Below are 25,193 nucleotides of genomic sequence, written 5' to 3' on the forward strand. Positions count from 1 at the left end.
TTTTTTTTATGCAGCCACACGACGAAGTTCGATTGGTGTCAAACCAAACAGCACATCTTGTGGTCGTTCATGGTTATAAAAATGGATATAATGATTGAGATCTTCCACCAGGTGTTGGTAGGTGGCATAGCCACCTGACTTTCTAACTAAGTGATAACGCTCTGATTTTAACTTACCAAAAAATGACTCCATCGGCCCATTATCAATACATTTCCCCACTCTAGACATGCTCTGAGTCATCTGATTCACATTTAACAGTTGTCTAAAACCATAAGAGGTAAACTGGTATCCTCGGTCACTGTGCACCATGGGTGAAGCCAGTGGATTGCACTTTAAAGCAGCTTTAAACGTATCCAACACAAGTTGATTATTATTCCTCAAACTAAAACGATGGGCGACAATACTATTATCAAATAAGTCCAATATCGCACACATGTAGACACGCGAGCCATTCTTAAGCTTATATTCTGTAACATCCGTTAGCCATTTCTCATTCTTAAATTCAGAAACGAACTGTCGACCCAATGTATTTGTTGCAGTCAAATCACCAGATTTCTGTGTGCGGACTTGTTTCTTTTTACGTGTGACGGATTGTATACCCATGAGTCGCATGATGCGTAAGATACGTCTCGCACCGTATGCGGTATTAAGTTGGCGATTCACTAGATGACGCATCATTCGATATCCAGGGACACCTTTATATTTTAGGTATAACTCAGCAATGGTGGATGCGATGACTGCATTCTCAATCTCATATTGTGGGGGCTGACGGTTCAAATATTTATAATATGCTTGACGACTGATATTTGCGACCGCACATAGTTCCGAGATTGTATAGCCGACCCTGTGTAATTCAGTAATGGCTTCATGCACCCTATGGCCACGAACTCGGCTTATTTTTGTCTCCGCTCGAGTTCTTCCAACTTTTTTAGAAACGCATTCTCTACTTCCACTTTCCGACGTTGACGACGCTCTTGTTCTAGCGCGCGTTTCAATTGATCGACTTCACTCAATGCATCTTCAGGCTTTCGCTTGCCGCGTCGGTCTTCTAAACCATACTTTCCAGCTGCTTCATATTTTTTCACATATTGATAAGCTTGCTGATAGGTGACATCAAAAAGCTCAGATAGTTCACGAATACTCACTTCATTTGCCTCATAATACTGTGCAATGTCTAATCGTTCTTGGTATGTGGTCTGTCTTGACTTAACCATCAATGGCTTACCTCCGAAGGTAGATTTAACTCGTTTACCTTCAGTATACGCCTTAACCCATTTCTTTACAGTAGAATAGGCACGAATATTGTATTTTATAGCTAAGCTTCTATAACTAATGGATTGATTAAGATATTCTTCTACCACCATTGACTTAAATGCTTTTGTGTATGTCTGATGCTTGGGCTCATGTCTCAAAGCTTCAGGGCCCTTCTCTTGATATAATCTCATCCAATCTTTTAAACTTTGGATGCTTACATTAAATTTCTTTTGTGTGTCTTGCTGGCTACCATGCTTCAAGTAGTATTCAATAATACTAATTTTTTCTTCAAAACTACGATGTCGAGCCATAATAAAACCTCCTAAGTCTACAGATTTTTTAATTCATCTGTAAACTTAGGAGGTAGCAGGTCACTAAAGCATCGAGTGTTTTTTTAATGAAATTAATAGATTATCAAATAAAAAGGGTGGGAATATATTCCCACCCTTTTGCAAGTATTTAGTTCTCGTCCTCGTCCTCATCTTCGTCTTCATCATCGTCATCACTTGAGCTACTACTTGAAGAACCTCTTGGGACTCTGTAAGTGTCATCGTAAGTTCTCGTTACAGTTCCTCTTAAATCTCCGTTTGATAGACTTGAGTCAATACCTGCACCCATTCTTGCTTGAATTGCGGGATCATTTAGAGAACTCTTATCACTGAATTGTGTATCTTCAGCAATTAAACCTTCAATTGGACGATCCATACTTCTTGAACAATCATCTTCTAATTCCATCGTTAATGCACAGAAATCTTCTGTTCTAACTGATGATGGTTGTTGGAATTCTTCGTATGCACCCATCGTTTCTGGAGCTACTGCAGTTAAAGCTTGTGCCATGTTTCTCCAGTTGTAGATATGCGGATGTGTTTCCGCATCAGTATCATAAACTTGAGGAATATTTCTGTCATAACCCATCCATATTCCTAAGGTAACTTTAGGGTTAAAACCAATCATCCAAGAATCAACAAACTGTTCTGATGTACCCGTTTTTGCTGACCAATCGTAAACGTCACTGACTGCTTCATAGTAATCTTTAATATGGTAAACCGAACCAGAAACAAAGGATTCTTTCAACATATCTGCCATTAAGAATGAAGTAGATTCCTTAAATACTCGAGTTGGATCGCCTTGGTGTTCATAGACAACTTCACCTGTTGGAGAAGTAATCTTTTCAATCATATAACTTTCATTCATTTCACCTTGATTACCGAAAGTAGAAAAGGCATCGACATTGCTTTCAACTGACGTATCGAGTGGACCAAGTGGTAATGAAGTAATACCAACGAGTTGTTCAGGTACACTCATATTCATTGCATCTAAGTACTGATATGGATCATGATTTCTAACTTCTGACCATAATCTCAAGGTACTTAAGTTGTAAGAGTTACTGAGTGCGTGTTTAGCAGAAACTAAGCCATATTCGTCACCAGAGTAGTTTGCTGGTTGATAGCCATTGTTGTTGAACTCTTCATCGAGTAATACAGTGTCAGGTACGATGAGTCCTTCTTCAATAGCTGGTGCATAAGTACTGAGTGGTTTCATAGTCGAACCTGCCTGACGTGTTGTTTGAGTTGCGTGGTTAACTTCTGAGTTTTCATAGTTACGGCCGCCGACAAAACCTAATATCTTACCAGACTGATTATCTTTTAAGACCATACCAACTTCATGATCAAGAATTTCCTCTTCCTCACCTTGAACGGCATTCAAGGCATCTAAACTTGAGCGTTGTCCATAATAGTTGAAGTTATTATTCTTGGTGTCTTGCATTGTGTCGTAAATTTCCTTATCGATTGTTGTTTCGATTTGGTAACCTTCATTACGCAATGCATCATTTGCTTTTTGAGTATATTCTTGGTCTAAGAGTGGAGTAGAGTCAACATCCTCACGACTTACGCCTTCTTCTTCTGCCAAGATGTATTTGATGACTTCGACACCACGGCGTTCAACTTCATCGGTTAAGAACGGGTAGTTTTGGTTTGGAACAACCACACTAGAAGCCATATTTTCATAGATGTTGTAGCCGAGAGCTTGATCATGTTCTTCTTGGGTAATGACACCTTCTGTCAACATTCTTGAAAGTACGAACTCCTGACGATTCTTTCCTGCTTCTAACAGTTCGGGTTCTTTCATTGACCCATCTTGATTAAACGGTGTGTATGCATATGGGTTTTGTGGTAAACCTGCTAAAAAGGCACTCTCTGCAATATTTAACTCAGCTGCAGGTTTTCCAAAGACACCTTGAGCTGCAGATTCGATACCTGCAATGTTTTGACCATTCGCATTTCTACCAAATGATACTGCGTTTAAGTATGCTTGTAATATTTCCTCTTTCGTTAATATATTCTCGACTCTAAATGCGAGTAGTAACTCAGTCGCCTTCCTATCGAAAGTAGGGTCGTTAGTTAGCATTTGGTTTTTGACCAACTGCTGGGTAATGGTGCTACCTCCTGAACTTGCTTCACTACCAGATAATTCCTGAAGGGAAGCTCTCATAAATGCCTTAGGTACAACACCGTTGTGCTCATAAAAATGTTCATCTTCTGTAGCGATAAGGGCATTCATTACGTTTTCAGAGATTTCGTCATATGAGACGGTTTCGCGTATAAGATCTGAACGAAGTGTTCCGAGTTCTTCACCGGTACCAAAAGTCACAGACGTACTTTCAGTCATTTCCGTCAAGGCAGTTTGGATTTCATCTTCAGCGAGCACTTCCTCATCAGAAACAAGTGCTGCAAAATAGCCAAGACCGATGCTGAAAAGAAATAGTCCAAGTAGAGTAACTGCTAATAGTAAGAATAAAACAACATTCCAAATCGTATCATACGCTGTGAAGAATGTTACTCTAAGTGGAGACCCAGCTTTTTTAAAGCGGGCGACTGTATTTTGATATTTGTCCTTCGCAGTCTCGCCGTGAATCTTGTCAGTTTTCTTATCAGAGTCACTGCGCGAAAACATCTTCTTTATATTATCAATAAAGTCATTTTTCTTTTTCATGCCAACCTCCTATTAAAAAGATTATATCACATGTTTTCAGTGCTCCCTAGCGATAAAAGACCGAAAATACTATGATAATCAACCATTCCATATTAGCTTAAAATCTATAATTTTCAAGCTATAAGACCTCGCCAACTTGACTTTAATCTCCAGATTATAATATACTGATGTAAATTTAATGAATAAATTCAAGCGGTGAGACAAGTAATCTTTTTATTTGATTCAGAGAGCAGACGGATGGTGAGAGTCTGTGAGGATATCTAGATGAATACACTCATAAGTTAGTTTGAACGTCTAGAATTACGTATATTCTATTTAGAGATAAATTGTTTGGTGGTACCGTGTCAGCACCCATACTATATAGTATGGGTGCTTTTTTATTTATTAAAAAAATTATAGGAGGCTATTATGACAACTTTATTAGAAGATTTAAAATACCGTGGTATTATTTATCAGATGACTGATGAAGATGAAATCAACAAGATGTTAGAAAGTGAGAAAATTTCTTTATATTGTGGGGCCGATCCAACAGCAGATAGTTTACACATTGGCCACTTAGTCCCATTCTTAACGTTGAGACGCTTCCAGCTATATGGACATCGCCCAGTTGTCTTAATTGGCGGCGGTACTGGGATGATCGGAGACCCATCTTTTAAAGCAGATGAGCGTCAGCTTTTATCCGAAGCACAAATAGATGAAAATGTTAAGGGTATTAAAAAGCAAATGGAAACTATCTTTGACTTTAGTGATGAAAATGCTGCAGTACTCGTAAATAATAAAGACTGGTTACAAAACATCAGTTTAATATCTTTCCTAAGAGATTACGGTAAACATGTTGGGTTGAACTACATGTTATCGAAAGATGCAATCCAAACGAGATTGGAAACTGGTATTTCATATACAGAATTTACTTACACGATTTTACAAGCAATTGACTTTGGTCACTTAAATAAAGAATTCAATGTGCGCATGCAGATTGGTGGATCAGATCAGTGGGGTAATATCACTAGTGGTCTTGAATTAATGAGACGTATGTATGGTACGACGAATTCAGAAGGCTTAACTATTCCACTGATTACGAAAGCTGATGGTAAGAAATTTGGTAAGACCGAGTCAGGAAATATTTGGCTCGATAAAAACCGTACATCGCCTTATGAATTCTACCAGTTCTGGTTAAACCAATCAGATGAAGATGTTATTAAATTCTTGAAACTATTTACCTTTGTAGAACGAAAAGAAATTGAGTCACTAGAAGAATCAGTTGCAACTGAGCCACACTTAAGAAAAGCTCAAAAACGTTTAGCCGAAGAAATTACTGAATTTATACATGGTAATGACGGACTTGAAGAGGCGAAAAAAGTAACAGAAGCATTATTTAGTGGAGATATTAAATCGTTAGATGCGAGTCAAATTAAAGATGCGCTTAAAGATGCACCATCTGCTACAGTTGAAGCTGAAGACAACAATTTAGTAAAAGTCCTTGTAAATGCTGGTATTTCATCATCAAGAAGACAAGCACGTGAGGATATTCAAAACGGTGCAATCTACATCAATGGTGAAAGACAGCAAAACTTAGAACATGAAATCTCAGAAGCGGATAAGGTAGACAATGATTTCACGGTGTTCAGACGTGGTAAGAAGAAATACACGATTGTATATTACAAATAAAAATAGGCTTGGACATGAGTCCAAAGTGCGCACTTGATCCCTTGGGAAGACAAGTGCGTTTTTTCTATACATGAGGTAATTATTGATGACGAATAGAATTTTAAAGCCATTATTCTATAAATCGTTATTGCCTAAGGGACTTATAGAATTAAAATCACAATTTAAATACAAGCACAAAAAAACGACATGAGAATCCGTAGATCCTCATGTCGTTTACTGTATTAAAAGATTAAGAACGCAGCAATAATAATAATTGGTAAGGTAATCACTGTTCTTATCAAGAAGATTGTGAAGAGTTTTCCGAGTCCTAGTGGAATCTTAGAGCCTAAAATTACACCACCGACTTCTGATAAGTAGATTAACTGGGTAATACTCATGGCACCAACAATGAAGCGGGTCATGTCTGATTGTACGCCTTCAATTAAAATCGCTGGTAGGAACATATCAGTAAAACCGATGAATAATGTTTCTGACATTGCCTGAGCTTCTGGTATACCAATCAATTCTAGAAGCGGTACAAAAGGTAGGCCGAGCCAAGTAAATATTGGTGTGTATTCTGCTAATATTGTACCAAGTGTACCAATTGCCATAACGACTGGTAGTACGCCAAACCAAGTATCAAACACAGTCTTAATACCTTCTTTAACTAGTGAAACAAAACCTGGTGACTTTTCTGCCTTTGTTAAAGCTTGTTTATATCCCCAAGAGAATGGATTATGACCTTGTGGAATTATTTCTTCCAGTTCAGATCCATCATTATAATAGCTATCTTCAATCTTAGATAATGGTGGAATTCTCGGCATAATCAAGGCTGCAATTACACCAGCAATAAATATTGTTAAATAGAATGGACCAAACAAATGCATCAGTCCAATTAAGTCTAAAATAACAATTGTAAATGTAATCGATACGACTGAAAACGTCGATGCAATAACACTAGCTTCGCGTTTTGAGTAATATCCATCCTCATATTGTTTACTCGTTAGGATGACACCGACAGTACCATCTCCAACCCATGAAGCTAAGTTATCAACTGTTGAACGTCCAGGTAGGGTGAATACGGGACGCATGAATTTCGCAAACAGCGTGCCAACAAACTCTAACAATCCATAGTTTAATAATAACGGTAAGAAGAAACCAGCAATAATGAATACCGTGAATAAGGTTGGCTGTAAATCATTTAAAATCATGCCACCTGTACTAGAAGAAGTAATCATCTCGGGACCGACACCATAATAAGCAAGAACTGCAAATATTGCACCGATTGCTCTTAAAGTGACCCAAAAATGACTGGTATTAAAAATACTAGACCAGAATCCAGTATCAATTTTTAATATCCAAGTAAACAATATGCTCATTATGGCCGCAAAGACAATCGTAATGACAACAAGTAATGTAATCGTTTCAACTGAAATTAGTTCAATTATCCAGTTAGCTAAAAAGGCAACAGGAACTGTTGTTTCACCATCAATATTAAGGGGAACAAGAAACATAAAGATCCCAAATAAGGATGGTAATAAAAATTTAAGGAATGTAGTAGATCTTGTCATATGATAACCTCTTTATTTATAGATTTATAAAGCTCATTGAATGTATTAAATAATTATACATCATAATGTATAAAAGTAAATAAGTAAACGTTTTCATTTGAATGTATTATATTATAATAGATATAAGATTAAAAGGGGAGAGTTAAAATGAATATTATTGATACACATTGCGATGCTTTATTGAAATTACAGAGTGACCAGCGTAGTACTCATGGCAACTATGGTAGGAAAAGAAATTTAAATTATTTAGATTCTAAAGAAATTGATACTAATATGAAACGTAGGATTGAAGGGAATGTAAAAGTTCAGTTCTATGCAATCTTTATATCACCAACAATCCCTGATAATGAAAAATGGCAGCATGCACTAGAACAAGTTGATGCTTTTTATAATGAAGTACTCACAATGGATAAGATGGTGCACATAAAGAAATTATCCGATATCAATAATTTAAAAGAAGATGAATACGGAGCGGTACTAACCCTAGAAGGTGCCGATGCGATTGGCAATGACTTAATGAAATTAAGAACCTTATTTCGCTTAGGTGTCCTATCAGTTGGTTTAGTATGGAATAATGCTAACTTAGTTGCTGATGGTGTGGGGGAAACTCGCGGCACTGGCTTAAGTAAACTTGGTAACCAAGTAGTAGAAGAATGCAATAAACATGACGTTTTAATTGATGTGAGTCACTTAAACGTTCACGGCTTTGAAGATGTGATTGAAAAAGGTAAGCATGTATTCGCCAGTCATTCTAATTCACGCACAATAATGGATCATCCTAGAAATCTCTACGATGAGCAAATCATTAAACTCGTTCAAAAGGGTGGTATGGTCAATATCGTCTTTTGCCCAGCATTTGTCGGAGAAGGGAACCTTGTTATTGATGACCTCTTAACACATATCGATAAAATCCGTGAACTCGGCGCAGAAAAACACATTGGTCTCGGTTCAGACTTCGATGGTATTCCGAATTTCGTCGCTGATCTCGAAGACTCAGGTGACTACCCGAACCTTATGTCGGCTATTGAGGTACGATACGGTAAAGATTTTGCTGAAGATATTGCATCAAGGAACTTCATTAATAACTTTTGTTCATAAAAAACTAGGTCGCTATATAGCGACCTAGGTCATTACTTATTCATTATTTTCACTGATGAGCTGATCGATATCAGCTCTATTTTTTTGGACTTCTTCTTCTAGGTTTTGAATCTCTTCAAGCTGTTGATTGATGTCTTCACTTAGCGACGCATCTTCAAAAGGATTGACTATAAAAAACTCAGAATTAATTTCTGAATACAATTCCATTAATGTTCGTAAATTATCTAAGTAGGTTTGAATCGCCTCTTGGACTTCGATATGTGCTTCATCAGACAAGGTATAATTATCTATTGTTTGTTTAAAATCATCGATTCTAGGAATAATACCTTCATTGATATCTGCTAAGGCCTTGTCCCTGTTGGACTCTTCCTGTATATTCGTAACAGTTTCACTAATTTTTTTATTTAATTCAGAATCGTTTCTTTCAAAAGCTGAGGTCATCTGGCTATAGTTTTCTGTCGATTCACTAGAACATGCACTTAAAACTAAAAGAATAAAAGAAAAAAGTAATATATATCTTTTCATGGTCCACTCCTATGAATATAATATTTCTATCATTTAAAACGGTCATACTTTATTGTATAATAGCAGAGTTGCCCTTTAAAATAATTTACATATGGAGCGTTTATAAATGAACAAAAAATTAATCGTTACTTTTACCGTCGGTATCTTTTTGCTCGGTATGATGGAATTGATTGTATCCGGTATTTTGGAGCTGATGAGTAGTGATCTAGGTATCAGTCATGCTCTGACTGGACAGTTAATTACGGTCTATGCGATCAGCTTCGCAGTTTTTGGACCGATATTAATTCGTTTAACTGAAAATTTAAACTCTAAGCCTGTAGTTCTTCTATCCTTAGTTGTATTTATAATAGGTAATGTCGTTTTCGGTTTAGCTGACACATTCTTTATGCTTTCTGTCGGTCGTGTCATTACTGCCATGGCTGCTGCAGTGTTTATTGTAAAAATATTAGATATGACTGTGGTCTTATCTGAACCGAGAGTTCGTGGTAAGATGCTTGCTACAGTCTACATGGGTTTTAGTGCCGCAAACGTATTTGGGATTCCAATCGGTACGATTATCGGTGCTCAGTTTGGTTGGAGAATTATTTTCTTATTAGTCATTATCTTAGCAATTCTTGTAGGATTTGGTGTGATTTTGTTTGTTAACAGTAAGGCGCTTGATAGTGATATTCAACCAGGCGAACAAAAAAGTCGAATCACATCTAAAAGAAATGTCTCATTATATATTGCTGTGACATTGGCTGTGTTGATTGGTAACTATATTATCTTAGGTTATATCTCGCCACTTATGACGTCACATGGTTATACTTTAGAGAATGTTTCAATGGCCTTGTTGATTACAGGAGCAGGAGGGATGACTGGGACATATATTGGCGGTAATTTAGTCGATAAAATTGGTGCTAAACGTACAGTTATTACCATGCTTTCATTTTTCTTACTTAGTCTATTCATGATGCCATTCTTATATGATACACCGATTCTCTTCTATATTAATGTATTCTTATGGGCGCTCTTCCAGTGGGCAACTTCACCTGCAGTACAAGGTGGCCTAGTCGATAATATTGAGGGGTCGAGTTCAAATGTCTTCAGTTGGAACATGTCAGCACTAAATCTTGGTATCGGAATTGGGGCAGTTATCGGCGGCGTCTTCATCAACAATTTCGATATATCATATGGCCCTTGGTTAGGCTTTGTCATCGTCTTTATTGGTATGATTGCAGCCTTAAATATAAGAAACTAACGTGCTTAAATTTCAAATGTTGACGTTTATCCTGTATAATTAAAAGACCAAAAGGAGAGAGAATCATGTTAATGCGTTTGGTGTTGATTGTCATACTCAGTGTGGTTGCAATATTTCTTGTGAATTATACTGGATATACGTCCATTGAATATACTTGGAGTAACATATTATATGGTACGTTAATTATTATATTATGCATTGTTATATATAAAATCTTGGTGAGATTTTTGAGATTATTCTTGTTTATTGTTATTGTAGTTCCACTGGCTTTGATATGTTTTTACTATATATACACATATTTAACTGGTGCACCACCAGAATTTATGCAGTTTTAAAATCGCCTTTCTTTCATAAAGAAATGCGATTTTTTATTTTTACTAGTAAGATTAGGGTAAGTTAGAAATAAATAATCTTTAGAGGTGGACCAATGAATCAAAATCAACCTGTTTCATTTAAGGAAAGAATACATGAAATTGATGGCATTCGAGGATTTGCCTTGTTAGGTATCTTGATGATGAATATTATGGCATTTGCTGGTCCTGATATTGAGGACAGCTTGAATCCAGAGCGCAGTGAAATATACACAGGTTTTTGGAATGAACTGAGTTTATTTTTCATCAACACTTTTTTTACAACGAATTTTTTTACAATGTTTTCGTTCTTGTTTGGATTAGGATTTTTCATCTTTTTATCTAGAGCGGAACAAAAGGGTAAAAATCTTGCACCCTTGTTTTATAGAAGAATGTTTGTCTTATTAATCTTTGGTCTCCTACATGGAATATTTTTATGGTATGGCGATATTCTGTGGACCTATGCAATTGCTGGTGCACTTCTTTTCTTCTTCTATAGATTGAGTCCTAAGGTGAACGTGATTATTGCAGTACTGATATTAACAATGATCACAGGCTTAATTTTACTAGGGGCTCTAGCCTTATTCTTAATGGGCGATCAATCGATGGCTGGCTTTGCCTTTGAAATTGGAATGACCGATGCGATTCGTAGTGGTTCTTATAGTGAAGTTGTCAGTATGAATATGACCTTACTAGGAATCTCGGTTTCAGGAATGATTTTTGTTGTGCCAATTGTACTTGCAATGTTCTTAATCGGTTTATCTTTCGGTCAAATGAGAGTGTTTGAAAACTTACCTGCACATATGAACATGATAAAAAAACTAGCTTGGTATGGTTTAGGTATTGGTCTGCCAATTAAAATTGTGACAGGATATTTTACAACCTATGCAGGTGATAATGATACTTATTCAACACTTGGGCAACTCTCAAGTTCTTTAGGTGGTCCATTGATGTCACTCGGCTATGTTGCATTGATGCTAATTTTAATGAAGCACTTTAAAGGGCTTGTGAAAGTTCTACAACCAGTCGGTCAAATGGCTTTGACAAATTATATTGGTCAAACGATAATCATGTTACTTATCTTTTATGTTGGTGGTTTATTTAATCGTGTGGATGCAATTTATTTTGTGCCAATCGTACTCGTTGTTTTCACTGTGCAAATTATTTTATCTAAGATGTGGATGTCTAATTTTTCATATGGTCCACTAGAGTGGATATGGAGAACACTGACATACTTAAATGTAATGCCGATCAAGAAAAAAGGGGTCTAATCAATGAAGTTACTCATTATAGAAGATGATATGGTACTTTTAGATGAGCTTTTTAAAAGGTTCAATGAATGGGATATAGACGCATTTGGAATAAAGGATTTTAGCGATGTAATGAACGATTTTATAGAGGTCAAACCTAACTTAGTCATCATCGACATTACACTTCCAAAATATGACGGATTCTATTGGTGCAGAATGATTAGAAATATTTCTAGTGTCCCCATTATTTTTCTATCCTCGAGGGATCATCCTGCTGATATGGTCATGAGCATGCAAATGGGTGCGGATGACTATGTCCAAAAGCCTTTTAACTTTGAAGTGTTAAATGCAAAGGTTCAAGCGTTATTAAGACGAACTTATGAGTATAAGGCAACTGACGTCAGTGTTTATAAATATAGGAACGCTGTTTTTGATTTTAAAAAGTTGAAAATTATCATGGAAGAAAATGAAGTTGAACTAACAAAAAATGAATCTTATATCTTATCAATTTTGGCTCAAAACATAGATGAGGTCATCTCAAGGAATGATATTATTGAATCCCTATGGGATGACTCTAGATTTATTAGCGATAATACATTGACTGTGAACGTAAATCGCCTGAGAAAAAAACTTGAGGAAATAGGGTTAGACGATGCGATTGAAACAAAGACAGGTAGTGGTTACGTCTTAAAGGGGTAAAATAATGTACTTTAAAGAAAATATAAATATCGCTGTTTTGTTTATAATAATGAATAGTTTTATAGTCCTTATAGGAATGCTTGATAACGGTATTCCAAACGTTTCTGTTATCTACTTGATTTTATTTAATCTTTTAATCTTTATAATATATTTAGCTTGGGATTTTGTGAGAAAGTGGACGTTTCAAAATGAGTTTGATGCCTTAGGTAACCTAAATGATGTGGAAACTGTAGACCAACCCTTAGTAAATACTCAAAAGAAGATTTACGACAAGTTATATGAGTTAAGGCTTCATCATCAAGCAGAACTTGAGGAAGAAGCGGGGAGAACAAAGGAAAACTTAGATGAGCTGACACGGTTCATCCATGATATGAAGATGCCAGTCACAACCATGAAATTAATGATTGATGACTTAGAAGGCGATTATCATGACAAACTCCAAAGTGAATGGACCAGACTGAATAATATGCTGAACGAAATTTTATATCTTCAGCGACTGCCCAATATTAAAAATGATTTATATATTGAATCATTTAATATTAATGATTTGATTAAACACTCAATACTTAAGTTGAGAAGTGTGTGTATGGAAAAAAATATAGGTTTTGATGTTGAACTTAAATATGAGCATGTATATTCTGATAAAAAGTGGTTACAGTTCGTATTAGATCAAATTTTGACAAATAGCGTGAAGTATTCGAATGATAACGACATAGTCATTTCAGGGGAAATGGTGGCGGATCATTTACGACTTACAATCACTGATTTCGGACGAGGAATCGAAAGAAAAGATATAGATAGAATTTTTGACTCAGGATTTACATCAACGTCAGATCACGACGATAATCAATCTACAGGTATGGGGCTCTATTTAAGCCAGGAAGTGTGTAAGGTGTTAAATATTGACCTAACTGCACAATCCACATATGGAGAATATACAACAATGACCTTAATCTTTAATAAGGCAAATAAATTCTCTGATATCACTATGAAGTGACATTTTTGTCACTTCATAGTGCTTTTTGTTAGGAGATTCAAACGATAAAAGGATTTCTAGAGATTAAACTGGTATTAACAATTAAAACAGGAGGCAATTAATATGTTATTAAAAGCAACGAACATTAAAAAAAGTTACGGCAATAAGTTTAATCGCACAGAAGTTTTAAAAGGTATTGATTTGAATCTAAAAAAGGGGGAGTTTGTTACCATCATGGGTGCCTCAGGTTCTGGTAAGACGACCTTACTTAATGTGCTCAGTTCAATTGACAAAGTGACAAGTGGTCACATTTACATCGATAATTTTGACTTTACGACTTTAAAAGATAAGGAATTAGCAGACTTTAGAAAGAAGGATTTAGGATTTATCTTTCAAGAATATAATCTCTTAGATACTCTAACGGTAAAAGAAAATATTATGTTACCTCTATCTATACGTTCGATGTCTAAATCAGAAGCGGAAAATCAATTCGAGACAATTGCTAGCCAACTCGGAATTAGTGATCTAAAGAACAAGTATCCTAGCCAAATCTCTGGAGGACAGGCTCAAAGAACGAGTGCTGCACGTGCATTTATCCACCAACCGAAAATTATTTTTGCTGATGAGCCAACCGGTGCGCTAGACTCTAAATCAGCAAGTGATCTGTTGAAAAAGCTACAGCAACTAAATGAAAATCTTAACACAAGTGTACTCATGGTCACACATGACGCAACTGCTGCGAGTTTCTCACATCGAGTGGTATTTCTAAAGGACGGACTAGTCTATACATCACTTTCACGTGGTGACATGAGTCAAGATGATTATTACAGTGAAATTTTAGATACCCAACGCGTCTTAGGTGGTGTACTAGATGAATCTAAATAGTTTAATTATCAAAAACTTTACTAGAAATCTAAAAAACTACGCGCTTTACATCTTCGCACTTGTCTTTAGTGTTGCCTTGTTCTTTTCATTGCTAACACTGACGTTTGACGAAAAGGCTGGCGAAGAAATTTCACAAAGTACTGCAATGAACGCCTTGTTCTCTGTCGGATCCGTTGTCATTGTGATTATCATAATATTCTTTGTCATGTTTGCGAATTTGATATTCATTAAGAGAAGACATAGGGAACTTGCACTTTATCAGTTAATCGGGATGAATAAGTCCAAGGTATTTAGAATTTTACTGGTTGAAAACTTTATCATATATTTTGGAAGTTTAGTTCTCGGTATCATTTTAGGATTCTTTATCTCTCGACTATTGTTGATGATTCTAATGAAAATCATTGGTGTTGACTTAATGGTTGAGATGAGTTTCTCTATGGTAGCAGCCCTCACCACAGCTGGCGTTTTTGTATTTATCTTCATTTGCTTATTAATACAAAATAGAATCTTCTTAGGTCGACATCAACTTATTGATCTATTGAAATTAAATAAGGTATCCGAGTCGAGTCAACGACCAATTGGTGTAACGACTGCCTTGTTCGGCATTCTCGGAATCGTTATGGTAGCAGTGGGATATTTCCTATCATCCCAGATGTTTGATATGGCCATGGAGATGCCAGTACTACTCCCCATTTTAATGTTAGGTATTTTGTTCTTAACGATTGTAGGGACTTATCTTATATTTAAATGTGGTGTCGCTCTAATTTTAAACTTCTTTAGAAAAAGAAAAGCTGGCCATGTTAATGTAAAAGATGTACTGTCTACGACATCTATTATGTTTAAGATGCGTTCAAATGCTTTCTTACTCACAATAATCACAGTCATTACAGCAATAAGCATTACAGCAATGTCACTATCGTATATTAACTTTTACTCGACCGAGAAAATGCTAGAAAGTACTGAACCATACGACTATACGGTTGAAACAAGTGAAGATATTGATTTCTATGAAGATATGTTAAATGATGAGGGATATAGCATTAGTCGTTACGAAAAAGAATTCCTATTATTTAATGTACAAATGGATAATCAAATGGAAACAAATTTAGCCAGTCAAGATATAGAAGGTATACAATATCCTATCGTAAGTGATGCAGACTTTGAAGGTTATGATGTAAGTGAAAATGAAGTCTATGCAACAGGGACAATGGCAATCTTAGACTTTTTTACAGATCTAGAAGCCGGCACTCCTATGACCTTTACTACAACTGAAGGATTTGAAAAAACAGTACAAGTTTCAAAAGTATATTCTGAAGCAGTACTCCCAACACGGTTAACCTTTGGTATGCCGACACTAGTAGTGGACGATAAAGTATATAAAGAATTGATGGAAAACGAAGTAGTGTCTGAAATTGATGCTGAAAGGCCGACAGAACTTGCAGCCTTTAACATTGTTGAAGGAGACAATGAGGATGTATTAGAAATGATGGATAAGGAAGAAAATCCAGCATTCTCATCACAGCAAATGTCTTATAATGAGATGATTCAAACATCAGGTATTCTCATGTTTGTCTTAGGCTATTTAGGCTTTGCTTTCCTACTCACATCAGGTTGTATTTTATACTTTAAGCAAATTGATGAATGTGAAAGTGAAAAAGGATCTTACCAAGTCCTGAGAAAACTTGGATTCACAAATAATGAGATATTAAGAGGACTAGTCAATAAGATGGTTATATCCTTTGGTATTCCACTATTCATTGGATTACTTCATTCAATTTTTGCAGTCAGATCTGGTTGGTTTATATTCGGTGTTGAGATGTGGAGACCCACACTCCTCGTTATGCTCATCTACACAATTCTATACTCAATCTTTGCACTGATGTCACTCTTATATTATAAGAAGACAGTAAGTAAAAGCTTATAATAAAAAAGCCGGATGATAGCTTTTCAGGGGCATCGCGTAAGCCTGTAGTCTTACGCTGATGCTTTTCCTTAGAAGTCTAACATCCGCTTTTATAGGTTTATTCTTATCTATTATCGACTTTTTCTGGATACATATCATGATTTAACATTCTGTGCGTACTCATTTCCTCATATTTAGTACCTGGTCGACCGTAGTTAACATAAGGGTCGATGGAAATCCCACCACGCGGTGTGAATTTACCCCAAACTTCAATGTATTTTGGATCCATTAATTTCACGAGATCATCTAAAATCATATTCATGCTCGTTTCATGGAAACCACCGTGGTTTCTAAATGAGAAAAGGTAAAGTTTTAAAGCCTTACTTTCTACCATTTTGACATCTGGTATGTAAGAGATATAGACAGTGGCAAAGTCTGGTTGACCTGTCATTGGACAGAGTGTTGTAAATTCTGGACAGTTAAATTTAACAAAGTAGTCTCTTCCTGGATAGTCGTTATCGAATGTTTCTAATATATCAGGATTATATTCATAGTTATATGATACTTCTTGGTTACCTAATAAGCTTAAATCTTTTGAGTAATCTTTTGTCATTACATTATCCTCCTAGATACAATAAATAATTTTGTCTACTTCATTATACATTTGTCCGAAATAGTTGTCTTTTATATATATATTGAACTGAATTTTTTGATAATATTAAGGTAAGGAAGTGAGGCTTGAAATATATGAATATAAAGAAGTTTAAAATCGGTGATTACTATGCTGAAGTTACCGCACTGTTCGGTGAAACCGGAGTGAGTTTTGAGAAGAAGCCTGCTGTGGTTATCTGTCCAGGTGGTAGTTACATGTATTTATCTAAAAGAGAGGCTGAACCTATTGCCTATGATTTTCTTAAGCGGGGTTATCAGGTATTTATACTAAGGTACTCAACGATTGGTACGATGATAGAAAGTGAAGGACGTCAAGCATCAAGAGATGAACTCTATAAAATTGCTTCAATGGTAGAACCAGACAAAGTACTTGGTTCTGAATTTCCAAACCCGTTAATTGAGCTTGCATTAACACTTTCTCATATCAGAGAAAACATTCATGAATATAATGTAGATCCAGATAATATTGGATTAATCGGTTTTTCTGCAGGTGGACACCTAGCTGCAAGTCTCAGTGTCCATTGGAATAAAGCATGGCTAAGAGATTTAGTTGGTAAGGAATCACGTTGGTATAAACCAAATTTCCAAGTTTTATCTTATCCAATTTTAGACTATGACTTAAACAGACAAATTGCAGAAACACGCGGTGTAGGGGATCCAATTTATATGTCTATGGCAAGTCGTATGGTATTTGGTGCTGAAATTGATCCAGAAATTTTAGACAAGGCGACTTTGAAAAATCATGTGAATAAAGATACACCTAGAACTTTTATTTGGCATACTGTAGGGGATCGATTGGTCTATGTGAAAAATGCACTTGATTTTGCAGATGCTTTAGAGAAAGCGGGTATTCCATGGGAACTACACACTTTTACAGAAGGTGATCACGGGTTAAGTGTTGCGAGTGAAATTACCGGTAAAGTAAATAAGCATGTTCAAAATTGGGTTCCACTTATGTTTGAATGGTTAGAAAACCAATAAAAAAGCCGCTAATTTAGCGGCTCACATAATCCAAATGATATTCAGTATACAATTCTGAGTGATGTGGGTAGATCAGCTGTACGACGACATCCTTGTCATTAAAGTCAGGATGTTTTCTCACGCATTCAAAAATAAAGTCGTCAACAGCGGATTGTTCTTCATTTATATTATGGATTATTTTAAAGAAACTGTGGTCTTCGTTGGAGTTCATGCATTTTACTAATATATTCATGTTAACCAACTCCTCAATATAAATATAACCGAAAGAAATATACTATAAACATATAAACTAAGAAAGAAGGGATTTCCATGAATTTCGTTAAACTAAACAAGCATGATATTGATGAAATGCTAGTCTTACAAGATTCTATCTATGAGTTTTTAGAGCAAAAAGAAGTGCTACAAAAGCTCTCTAGAAGTGAGTTTGAACAAGGTGTTGAACAAGGCTATACAGCTGGTGTCTTTGTTCATGATCAACTTGTTGCTTTAAGAACGATGTATATTCCGGACCTAGACGAAGATGAGCATTTAGCTGACGATGTTCAAGTGCCACGTGAGCGCTCAATTTATTCGGAAATTTCTCTTGTGCATCCAGATCATAGAGGGCAAGGATTACAAACTAAAATGGGTGAATTTTTAATCGATCAGGTCAAGGCGTCTGGTGATTTTGACTATATCTTTTCAACAGTCATGCCGTCAAACCTCGCGAGCCTAAAAGATAAATTTAGACTTGGTTTCAAAATTATGCGTACGAGACTGAAATATAATGGGAAGAGAAGACACATTTTATATTTACCGCTTAATACAGAATTGACCAATCATGGGGAAGTCATCAAAGTTAAGTATGACAATTATGATTGGATGATGAATGACGGACAAAATTATATCGGGTGGCAACTCGAAGGCGACTTTATTGATTATTATAATAAGTAAAGCAAAGGTGGAAATATGATGTTTACTATTGATGAACATACAATTCAAGATGCAATTGATTTTAGAAGAATCTTGCATCGCTATCCTGAACTGAGTACAGAAGAATTTGAGACTTCAAAAAGAATTCAAGAAAAATTAACTGAATATGGTATTCCCTTTAAAACAGGCTTTGCAGGGACAGGGATACTCGGCATCATAGAAGGTGAACAAAGCGGTAAAATAATTGGTATAAGAGCAGATATAGACGCTTTACCGATGAAAGAAATTTCAGGAGTGGAATACGTTTCAGAAAATGAAGGCGTCATGCACTCATGTGGTCATGATGCGCACACGTCGATGTTGCTCCATGCGGGTAAAGTACTAAACGATAATAAAAAAGATTTAAAAGGAACGATTTTATTAATCTTCCAACCTGCTGAGGAACTATCACCGACAGGTGGATCGAAGGCTATGATGGAAGATGGCGTCTTTGATGAATATGAACCAGAAATGCTCTTTGCTCAGCATGTGTGGCCAGATCTTGAAGTAGGCAAATTTGGAGTGATGGCAGGGCCAATCATGGGCAATTCCGATAAATTTAAAATTATTATTAAAGGTTCTGGTGGCCATGCTTCAATGCCACATAGTACGGTAGACGCTTTGATTACCGGAAACCAAGTTGTCAATGCACTACAAACACTCGTAAGTAGAAATGCGAACCCGATGGAACCTGCCGTTTTAACAGTCGGACGTTTTGAGGCAGGCACTAAACATAATGTCATCGCAGAAACTGCAGAACTTGAGGGTACGATTCGTACACAGTCAGATGGTACGAAAACATTGATGAAGAAACGCTTCTTTGAAGTGGTTGAAAATGTTGTAACCTCAATGGGTGCTGAATGTGAAATTATTTTTGACGATGGCTACCCTGCAACAGTAAATGACGATCACTGGGCGAGCGAACTTAGAAAATCTATAGTGAACCTTTACGGTGAAACGGCTGTCCCATCCTTGCAACCAAGTTTAGCGGGTGAAGACTTCGCAAGATTCCTGCAAAAATATCCAGGTGTGTATTACTGGTTAGGAACGTCAGTCGGTGAGGGTCAAAAACCACTCCATAACCCTGCATTTAGATTAAATGAAGATGCTTTTAAATACGGTATCACTGCGATGGTAAATATGGCTGTAGATACATTGAATAGCTTAGCAAAGGAAGAATAATATGTCGGATATCTTAGTTGAAACAAGAAGAAAATTTCATCAGTTTCCTGAAGTGGGATTTACTGAATATATTACAACTTATGAAATTTATGAGCATTTAAAAGATACTGATTTTACCTTACATCTCGGTGACGATGTTTTACTAAAGAGCGCGCGAGTTGGTATGCCTTCAGAAGAAACGATGGCAGCATCTTATCAAAGAGCACTTGATTACGGTGTGCCAGAGTCATTTTTAAGTAAAATAAAGGATGGTATGACTGGTGTTATCGCGACTATAGATACAAATAAACCAGGTCCTCATTTTGCGGCACGTTTTGATATTGACGGTCTGCCGATTACAGAGGCAACAGATCAAGCACATATCCCTAATAGTGAAGGCTTTGGTTCACAGCATTTTGGTGAGATGCATGCTTGTGGTCATGACGGTCACATCACGGTTGGACTTAATCTCGTGAAATATATTAATGCTAACATTGATAATTTAAAAGGACGTTTTACAATTATCTTCCAACCAGCCGAAGAAAGTGTTAAAGGTGCAAAGTCTGTTGTAGAAAAAGGGTGGTTGGATGATGTTGATTACTTCTTTTCCTTACATCTTGGTATTAGAAAAATGCCGGTGGGCACTGTTTCCTTATCCACGACAGACTTCTTAGCGACGACTAAATTAGATGCACATTTCACAGGGAAATCAGCACATGCTGGTGTAGAACCAAATGAAGGAAATAATTCACTTTTAGCTGCATCAAGTGCAGCCTTGAACTTAAATGCGATTGCTAGACATAGAGACGGTGCGACTAGAATAAATACAGGATCACTTACTGCGGGAAGTGGAAGAAATGTAATAGCAGACCAAGCAAAAATGGAAATTGAGACACGCGGTGAAACGACTGAGTTAAACGAATACATGTATGAAAAAACTGTAAAGGTTTTAGAATCATCAGCTAATATGTATGACAATGAAGTAGAAATAGAGATCGTCGGGCAAGCTGTAAGTTCAGTTTGTAGTAGTGAATTGGTTAAAATGATTAGAGATACAGTTGAAAAAGTGGAAATAGTAAAAGACTTAAGAGATGACTTACCACTTGGTGCCTCAGAAGATGTTACTTTGATGTTAAATCGCGTCCATGATAAAGGTGGGCAAGCAACATACATGCTGTTCCCGTTTGATCTTAAATATGGACATCATCACCCGAGTTTCGATCTGGATGAGAGCGTCTTACCTATCGCAGTAGAAGTATTCCAAAACATTACTCTGTCAATAATGAAAGCGGATTAAAAATTTTATAGAATATGCAAAGGAATAGTTGGAGATTTTCCTAAACAATGTTATCTTAAAAATGCGGAAAGAATTTAATAAGTTTTAAAGGATATTAAAAACAAAGGAGAATTTATTTTATGATACCGTACAAACATGAACCATTTACTGATTTCTCTAAAGAAGAGAACAGAAATTTATTAAATAAGGGGTTTGAAACAGTTAAGAAAGATTTTGGTTCTGACTATCCATTGATCATTAATGGTGAAAGAGTCTTAACTGAAAAAAAATTAGCATCTTATAATCCTGCACAAAAAGACGAGATCATTGGACAGATGTCTCAAGCAGGTGAAAAAGAAGCATTAGATGCAATGGAAGTTGCTAAAGAAACATTTAAAGAGTGGAGAAAATCAACATTTGAATTCCGTTCAGATGTACTTTTTAAAGCAGCTAACATTATTCGTAACAGAAAATTTGAATTCACAGCTTTACTTGTAAAAGAAGCAGGTAAACCGTGGAAAGAAGCTGATGCAGATACTGCAGAAGCGATCGATTTCTTAGAATATTATGCAAGACAAAATATAGAACTTAAAAACGGTAAAGCAGTCGTTTCACGTCCTGGTGAGAAAAACCGTTTTGACTACATTCCATTAGGTGTAGGGCTAGTGATTTCCCCATGGAACTTCGCTCTAGCAATTATGGCAGGGACAACTTCTGCAGCCTTAGTAACTGGTAATACGGTCCTATTAAAACCATCTTCTAAAGCTTCAGTAATTTCTCATAAATTTGTTGAAGTACTAGAAGAAGCAGGTTTACCAAAAGGTGTAGTTAACTTTATTCCAGGTTCAAGTCGTGAAATTGGTGACTTACTTGTTGAACACAAAGATACAGCATTTGTATCCTTCACAGGTTCACGTGATGTCGGTGTAGATATCTATGAAAAAGCAGCAGTCGTTCAAGAAGGTCAAGTTAACCTTAAACGCGTGATTGCTGAAATGGGTGGTAAAGATACAATCGTAGTTGACAGCAGTGCAGACTTAGATTTAGCTGCAGAGTCAATTGTCACTTCAGCATTTGCATTCTCTGGTCAAAAATGTTCAGCATGTTCACGTGTTATTGCTTTAGAAGATATTCATGATGAGCTATTAGAAAAAGTTGTTGCTTTAACTAAAGACTTAACAATTGGTAACCCAGAAGAAGATAACTTTATGGGGCCAGTGATCGATGAATCATCAGTTGAAAAAATTCAAAAATACTTGGAAATTGGTAAAGAAGAAGGAAAACTTGAAGTCGGTGGAACAATCGATAACGAGACAGGTCACTTTGTACACCCGACAGTATTTTCAGGACTTAAACATGATGATCGTATCATGCAAGAAGAAATCTTCGGTCCAGTTGTTGGCTTTGCAAAAGCTTCAAACTTCACTGAAGCGATTGAGTTTGCAAATGATACTGACTATGGACTAACAGGTGCAGTATTAACGAAAAATAGAGCACACCAAGAAGAAGCAAGACGTGACTTCATGGTAGGTAACCTATACTTCAACCGTGGTTGTACAGCAGCTATCGTTGGTTATCATCCATTCGGTGGCTTCAAGATGTCAGGTACTGACTCTAAAGCAGGTGGACCAGATTACCTTACACTTCACATGCAAGGTAAAACAACTTCAGAAATGTTCTAAGTTAGAATCAATTTACACACACGACAATGTCGTGTGTGTTTTTTTTTGTAGAAAAATTTAATTTATACTTAATGTTTTTATTATCTTTAATAAGTATTACTAAAGCTAATATGACAAGTTTTCATAGTGTTTACAATAATTATCTCGAATTTTCTACCAAAAATTCTGAAAAATTCAAGGCTTTAATTTCATTAATAAATATTTTAAGGTGGAAAAGCGGATTTAGATATAGATTATTTATTATTTTTGTAAGCGATTTATATGATTTTGTAAGCGTTTTTTATATTGAGCCTTACATAGATAAAAGAGGGGGATCTTTATGCTTACGATAGTTGGGTTAATTGTAATACTATCGATAGTTGTTTTATTAATTACACAAAAGCTGAATCCAATTGTTGCGTTGGTGACAGTACCGTTTATAGGGGCACTTGTAGCAGGGTTTAGTTTAGAAGAAATTACAACGTTTTTTAACGACGGAATTGCTTCAGTTATTTCAGTTGTTATAATGTTTATTTTTGCTATATTGTTCTTTGGAATTATGCAAGATACTGGGATGTTTAATCCTTTAATCCAACGGATGGTTAAACTTTCTAGAGGAAATGTCATACTAATTGCAATGGCAACTGCTATCATAGGTGCCATTGCTCACTTGGATGGGTCTGGTGCGTCGACATTTCTAATTACTATACCAGCTTTACTTCCGCTATATAAGCGACTTAATATGAGTCCGTATTTGTTGGTCATGTTAATTGGTATCAGTGCCAGTATCATGAATATGGTGCCTTGGGCAGGACCTTTAGGTCGTACTGCGGCAATAACAGGTTCTGATCCATCAGAGTTGTGGCAACCTTTAATTCCCTTACAAATTTCACTGATTGTTCTCTTAGTTTTAATGGCAGCATTTATCGGAAACTTAGAGAAGAAACGACTTGAGAAAAATGGACTATTGATTCAGGGAATCAACATGGATGAATTTAATGTAGAGAAATCAGACGAGAAGACAGCATTAGTACGACCTGAGCTTTTATGGTTTAATATATTATTAACGCTTTTAGTCGTTGGATTTTTAATGTCAGGATTACTGCCTGCAGGTTTAATTTTTATGATTGCTGTAAGTATCGCATTAGTAGTGAACTATACTAATGTTGACATACAGATGGAGCGTATTAGAGCACATGCACCGAGTGCCCTGCTAATGGCTGCGATTATTCTAGCAGCAGGGTCATTTTTAGGTATATTAGAGAACTCGGGAATGTTGAACTCACTTGCTGAAGATATTATCGTTATTTTACCTGGTGCGCTCATTCCATATTTACATTATGTTGTTGGTTTCTTCGGTGCACCGTTGGAACTAGTCCTGAATACCGACGCCTACTACTTTGCACTCTTACCAGTAGTCGAGGAGATAGTCGTTGCAGAAGGTGTAGATAATATTGTCGCAGCCTATTCAATGATGATAGGTAATATCATCGGTACTTTCATCAGTCCATTCTCTCCAGCTCTATGGCTAGCGGTTGGTCTTGCAGGTATAGAAATGGGTCGATATATCCGTTATGCTTTTTGGTGGGTATGGGCATTCAGTATACTTGCAATGGCTGTGGCCTTTATACTCGGTATTATTTAGTAATAAACACTTGGCATAATTGCTAGTGTGTGGTATATTAAGAATGTAGTTTTTAAGATAAGTTTAAATAGTTTCTATTTCATAGTTGAAAAAACTCTTTTAAATGTTCAAAACTGCAAAAATAACACGTGCATAAGCACAAGGAGGTTTTTTCAATGAATGAAGGAACTGTAAAATGGTTTAACGCTGAAAAAGGTTTTGGTTTCATCGAACAAGAAGCTGGAGACGACGTATTCGTACACTTCTCTGCTATCCAAGCTGATGGTTACAAAACTTTAGAAGAAGGTCAAAAAGTTACTTTTGAAATCGAAGAAGGTCAACGTGGACCACAAGCTGTCAACGTTACTGGAGCTTAATTATAAATAGTACATTTTGAGAGACACCGAAAGGTGTCTCTTTTTTTATGTTTGAGTCATTACTTTAGATTATTCTGAACTTTAGTATAATAAATGAT

General features: G+C 36.2%; 22 protein-coding genes. 15 read left to right on the forward strand and 7 right to left on the reverse strand.

Annotation, left to right across the window (positions count from 1 at the left end; all coding sequences use genetic code 11):
- Positions 1–6: 6 nt before the first annotated feature.
- The 3 genes from H624_RS0106180 to H624_RS0106190 all read right to left on the reverse strand — a co-directional run bounded on the left by H624_RS0106180 (position 7) and on the right by H624_RS0106190 (position 4,248).
- The gene (locus tag H624_RS0106180) at positions 7–873 is read right to left on the reverse strand and encodes an IS3 family transposase (RefSeq protein WP_051220504.1); all 867 of its coding nucleotides are present in this window, start codon (positions 871–873) and stop codon (positions 7–9) included.
- Positions 874–893: 20 nt separating this feature from the next.
- Positions 894–1,565, reverse strand: a complete 672-nt coding sequence (locus tag H624_RS11705; RefSeq protein WP_051220505.1) for a helix-turn-helix domain-containing protein — start codon at positions 1,563–1,565, stop codon at positions 894–896.
- 148 nt (positions 1,566–1,713) lie between these two features.
- Positions 1,714–4,248, reverse strand: coding sequence for a transglycosylase domain-containing protein (locus H624_RS0106190; RefSeq protein ID WP_035856274.1), 2,535 nt, complete (start codon positions 4,246–4,248; stop codon positions 1,714–1,716).
- A 405-nt stretch (positions 4,249–4,653) separates the two neighbouring features.
- On the opposite strand from H624_RS0106190, the gene tyrS reads away from it, so the two are divergent.
- Positions 4,654–5,916, forward strand: coding sequence for a tyrosine--tRNA ligase (gene tyrS / locus H624_RS0106195; RefSeq protein ID WP_235678933.1), 1,263 nt, complete (start codon positions 4,654–4,656; stop codon positions 5,914–5,916).
- 221 nt (positions 5,917–6,137) lie between these two features.
- Here the strand turns inward: tyrS and H624_RS0106200 are convergent, their stop codons facing one another.
- On the reverse strand, positions 6,138–7,466 hold the full coding sequence (locus H624_RS0106200) for a YjiH family protein (protein WP_026866816.1): 1,329 nt from the start codon (positions 7,464–7,466) through the stop codon (positions 6,138–6,140).
- 147 nt (positions 7,467–7,613) lie between these two features.
- Between H624_RS0106200 and H624_RS0106205 the strand changes: the two genes are divergently transcribed.
- Positions 7,614–8,564: a dipeptidase gene (locus H624_RS0106205; protein ID WP_026866817.1), complete on the forward strand. Its 951-nt coding sequence runs from the start codon at positions 7,614–7,616 to the stop codon at positions 8,562–8,564.
- 36 nt (positions 8,565–8,600) lie between these two features.
- On the opposite strand, the gene H624_RS0106210 is transcribed toward H624_RS0106205, so the two are convergent.
- The gene (locus tag H624_RS0106210) at positions 8,601–9,089 is read right to left on the reverse strand and encodes a COG3014 family protein (RefSeq protein ID WP_026866818.1); all 489 of its coding nucleotides are present in this window, start codon (positions 9,087–9,089) and stop codon (positions 8,601–8,603) included.
- Positions 9,090–9,195: 106 nt separating this feature from the next.
- Between H624_RS0106210 and H624_RS0106215 the strand changes: the two genes are divergently transcribed.
- From H624_RS0106215 to H624_RS0106245, 6 genes are all read left to right on the forward strand, one after another.
- On the forward strand, positions 9,196–10,329 hold the full coding sequence (locus H624_RS0106215; protein WP_026866819.1) for an MFS transporter: 1,134 nt from the start codon (positions 9,196–9,198) through the stop codon (positions 10,327–10,329).
- 427 nt (positions 10,330–10,756) lie between these two features.
- Positions 10,757–11,950, forward strand: coding sequence for a DUF418 domain-containing protein (locus H624_RS0106225; protein ID WP_026866821.1), 1,194 nt, complete (start codon positions 10,757–10,759; stop codon positions 11,948–11,950).
- 3 nt (positions 11,951–11,953) lie between these two features.
- Positions 11,954–12,628, forward strand: a complete 675-nt coding sequence (locus H624_RS0106230) for a response regulator transcription factor (protein WP_026866822.1) — start codon at positions 11,954–11,956, stop codon at positions 12,626–12,628.
- 4 nt (positions 12,629–12,632) lie between these two features.
- Complete coding sequence (locus tag H624_RS0106235) at positions 12,633–13,625, forward strand: sensor histidine kinase (protein WP_026866823.1); 993 nt, start codon at positions 12,633–12,635, stop codon at positions 13,623–13,625.
- A gap of 102 nt (positions 13,626–13,727) precedes the next feature.
- Positions 13,728–14,489: an ABC transporter ATP-binding protein gene (locus H624_RS0106240; protein ID WP_026866824.1), complete on the forward strand. Its 762-nt coding sequence runs from the start codon at positions 13,728–13,730 to the stop codon at positions 14,487–14,489.
- Positions 14,476–16,413, forward strand: a complete 1,938-nt coding sequence (locus tag H624_RS0106245) for an FtsX-like permease family protein (protein WP_026866825.1) — start codon at positions 14,476–14,478, stop codon at positions 16,411–16,413. The genes H624_RS0106240 and H624_RS0106245 overlap by 14 nt, the downstream gene beginning before the upstream one ends.
- A gap of 103 nt (positions 16,414–16,516) precedes the next feature.
- Here H624_RS0106245 and queF read toward each other — a convergent pair whose 3' ends face one another.
- Positions 16,517–17,005 (reverse strand): preQ(1) synthase, encoded by a 489-nt coding sequence (gene queF / locus H624_RS0106250; RefSeq protein WP_026866826.1) that lies wholly within the window; start codon positions 17,003–17,005, stop codon positions 16,517–16,519.
- Positions 17,006–17,139: 134 nt separating this feature from the next.
- On the opposite strand from queF, the gene H624_RS0106255 reads away from it, so the two are divergent.
- Positions 17,140–18,045, forward strand: a complete 906-nt coding sequence (locus H624_RS0106255; RefSeq protein WP_035856277.1) for an alpha/beta hydrolase — start codon at positions 17,140–17,142, stop codon at positions 18,043–18,045.
- A gap of 13 nt (positions 18,046–18,058) precedes the next feature.
- On the opposite strand, the gene H624_RS0106260 is transcribed toward H624_RS0106255, so the two are convergent.
- Positions 18,059–18,277 (reverse strand): hypothetical protein, encoded by a 219-nt coding sequence (locus H624_RS0106260; protein WP_026866828.1) that lies wholly within the window; start codon positions 18,275–18,277, stop codon positions 18,059–18,061.
- A gap of 77 nt (positions 18,278–18,354) precedes the next feature.
- On the opposite strand from H624_RS0106260, the gene H624_RS0106265 reads away from it, so the two are divergent.
- The 6 genes from H624_RS0106265 (at position 18,355) to H624_RS0106290 (ending at position 25,095) form a co-directional block, all read left to right on the forward strand.
- Complete coding sequence (locus tag H624_RS0106265) at positions 18,355–18,978, forward strand: GNAT family N-acetyltransferase (RefSeq protein WP_026866829.1); 624 nt, start codon at positions 18,355–18,357, stop codon at positions 18,976–18,978.
- Between the two features lie 18 nt (positions 18,979–18,996).
- On the forward strand, positions 18,997–20,178 hold the full coding sequence (locus H624_RS0106270; RefSeq protein WP_342664966.1) for a M20 metallopeptidase family protein: 1,182 nt from the start codon (positions 18,997–18,999) through the stop codon (positions 20,176–20,178).
- A 1-nt stretch (position 20,179) separates the two neighbouring features.
- Positions 20,180–21,454, forward strand: coding sequence for an amidohydrolase (locus tag H624_RS0106275; RefSeq protein WP_026866831.1), 1,275 nt, complete (start codon positions 20,180–20,182; stop codon positions 21,452–21,454).
- Between the two features lie 119 nt (positions 21,455–21,573).
- Positions 21,574–23,115: an L-glutamate gamma-semialdehyde dehydrogenase gene (pruA, locus tag H624_RS0106280; protein WP_026866832.1), complete on the forward strand. Its 1,542-nt coding sequence runs from the start codon at positions 21,574–21,576 to the stop codon at positions 23,113–23,115.
- Positions 23,116–23,434: 319 nt separating this feature from the next.
- Positions 23,435–24,739, forward strand: a complete 1,305-nt coding sequence (locus H624_RS0106285; protein WP_026866833.1) for a CitMHS family transporter — start codon at positions 23,435–23,437, stop codon at positions 24,737–24,739.
- Positions 24,740–24,894: 155 nt separating this feature from the next.
- Positions 24,895–25,095, forward strand: coding sequence for a cold-shock protein (locus tag H624_RS0106290; protein ID WP_035856279.1), 201 nt, complete (start codon positions 24,895–24,897; stop codon positions 25,093–25,095).
- The last annotated feature ends 98 nt before the right edge of the window (positions 25,096–25,193 follow it).

Source organism: Jeotgalicoccus marinus DSM 19772 (assembly GCF_000425825.1).
Classification (GTDB): domain Bacteria; phylum Bacillota; class Bacilli; order Staphylococcales; family Salinicoccaceae; genus Jeotgalicoccus; species Jeotgalicoccus marinus.